1 protein-coding gene is annotated in these 2,389 nt (G+C 65.3%); it reads left to right on the forward strand.

Translation table 11 applies throughout. The annotated features are described in order from the left end of the window. Positions 1-307 precede the first annotated feature (307 nt). A partial coding sequence (locus GIW57_RS23600) for a methyl-accepting chemotaxis protein (RefSeq protein ID WP_236513142.1) occupies positions 308-2,389 on the forward strand: 2,082 nt, incomplete at its 3' end.

Raw genomic sequence — 2,389 nt, forward strand, 5'->3', positions numbered from 1 at the left:
ACCGTTGGCGCCATGGATGGCGCCATCGAGCCCCCATGGATGGGTCTACGGCGTGTCCTGCCTGCCCACCCCGACCCGGCCAACCCATAGCAACCCATCGCCATGACCCGCCGTTGCCGTTGCTGTTGCTGTTGCTGTTGCCTTAAAAGCCTGCCGCAGGCAGCGCCGCAGCCGCCGCTGCAAGCAAACCTGAATACGTTCGAACACCCCGCCTCAATCCCCCGCCACCGCGGCCGATAACGGTCATGTCACCGCTGCTCCCGACCAGCACCGGCGCCTCCACCCACCATCACCCGGGTACTGCTCGATGAATCTCCTGCATCGCTGGCAACACTACTTCAGCAATCTCTCCGTCCGACGCAAGCTCAACCTGCTCACGCTGCTGATCGCGCTGGGCGTGATCGCGCTCTCGGTGATCGCTGCCCGCATGCAGTACCTGGACCTCACCGATACCCGCAAGTCTTCGCTGAAGACCCAGGTCGAACTGAGCTACGGCATCCTCGACCACTACCACCGTCTCGCCGGAACCGGTGAGCTCAGCGAAGAAGCCGCCAAGGCCGCCGCGCTGCAGGCGCTGGAGGTCATGCGCGCGCACAACGATACCTACTACTACAACATCTACGACACCGGCTATCACGTGCTCATGCACCCGTTCCGCAAGGATCTGGTGGGCAAGGACATGAAGGATTTCCGTACCGGCGATGGCATCCGCATCTACTACGACCAGATCGAAGCGGCCAAGGCCGGCGGCGGCTTCGTCGCTTATCGCTGGGCCAAGCCCGGCGAGAAGGGCGAGGTCGAAAAGGTCGCTTACGCCGGCCTGTTCAAGCCCTGGAACTGGGTGGTCAGCAGCGGCGTCTACATGGATGACGTGCAGCAGCAGGCACTGGTCTTCACCGCCATCATGACCCTGGCCGGCGGCGTGCTGGTGCTGATCGTGCTGGCCTTGAGCTGGGTCATCGGCAACCGCATCGCGCGACCGCTGAAGCAGGCCACCGCCGTCGCCGAAGGCATTGCCGGCGGCAAGCTGGACAGCCACATCGGTCCGCAGCCGCATGACGAACCCGGTCGCCTGCTCGAAGCGATGTCACGCATGCAGCAGCAGCTGCACGCAGTCATCAGCGGCCAGCGCGAGATGGCGCGCCGTCACGATGAAGGTGAACTCAGCTACCGCATCGACGCCAGCGCCTTCCCGGGCGAATACGGGCTGATGGTGCAGGAGACCAATGTCCTGGTCGGCAGCCACGTGCAGACCCTGCACGATGTTCTGAACGTCGTGCAGCAGTACGCCGTCGGCGACCTCAGCGGCGACATCGCCCGCTACCCGGGCGAAAAGGCGGCGATGACCACCACCGTCGACACGGTCAAGGCCAACCTCGGCCGCATCAATGCCGAGATCAAGCAGCTGGCCAGTGCCGCAGCCGCGGGCGACTTCAGCCAGCGCGGCGACGCACAGCGCTTCGATCACGATTTCCGCACCATGCTGGAAAACCTCAACGCCATGATGGCGGTCAGTGATGACAACCTCGGCAAGCTCTCGCAGCTGCTGTCGTCCATCGCCGACGGCGACCTGACCGCGCGCATGCACGGTGACTACCAGGGCGTGTTCGCGCGCATGCGTGACGACGCCAACGCCACGGTCAGCCAGCTGACCCAGATCGTTGGTCAGATCCAGCTCAGTGCTTCCAGCATCACCCTGTCGGCCGGCGAAATCGCCTCGGGCAACAGCGACCTGTCGCGCCGCACCGAACAGCAGGCGGCCAATCTGGAAGAAACTGCCGCCTCCATGGAGGAACTGACCTCCACCGTGCGCCAGAACGCCGAGCACGCGCGCCAGGCCAACCAGCTCGCCATCGGCGCGCACGGCGTGGCCTCGCAGGGCGGCAGCGTCGTTGGCCAGGTGGTCACCACCATGTCGGCCATCGAAGCGTCCTCGAAGAAGATCGCTGAGATCATTTCGGTCATCGATGGCATCGCCTTCCAGACCAACATCCTGGCGCTGAACGCGGCGGTCGAAGCCGCCCGTGCCGGCGAACAGGGCCGTGGCTTCGCCGTGGTCGCCAGCGAAGTGCGTACCCTCGCCCAGCGTTCGGCCGCCGCCGCCAAGGAGATCAAGGGCCTGATCGACGAATCGGTCGGCAAGGTCGCCGAGGGCTCCAGCCTGGTCCACCAGGCCGGCAGCACCATGGGCGAGATCGTCGCCTCGGTGCAGCGCGTCACCGACATCATGGCCGAGATCTCTGCCGCCTCGCAGGAACAGTCGGCCGGCATCGAACAGGTCAACCAGACCGTGGTGCAGATGGACGAAACCACCCAGCAGAACGCCGCGCTGGTGGAAGAAGCCACCGCTGCTGCACGGGCGATGGAGGAACAGGCTGCGCAGTTGGCC

Origin of the sequence: Stenotrophomonas sp. PA-6-5C, assembly GCF_021605635.1 — a bacterium.
Taxonomy (GTDB): domain Bacteria; phylum Pseudomonadota; class Gammaproteobacteria; order Xanthomonadales; family Xanthomonadaceae; genus Stenotrophomonas; species Stenotrophomonas lactitubi.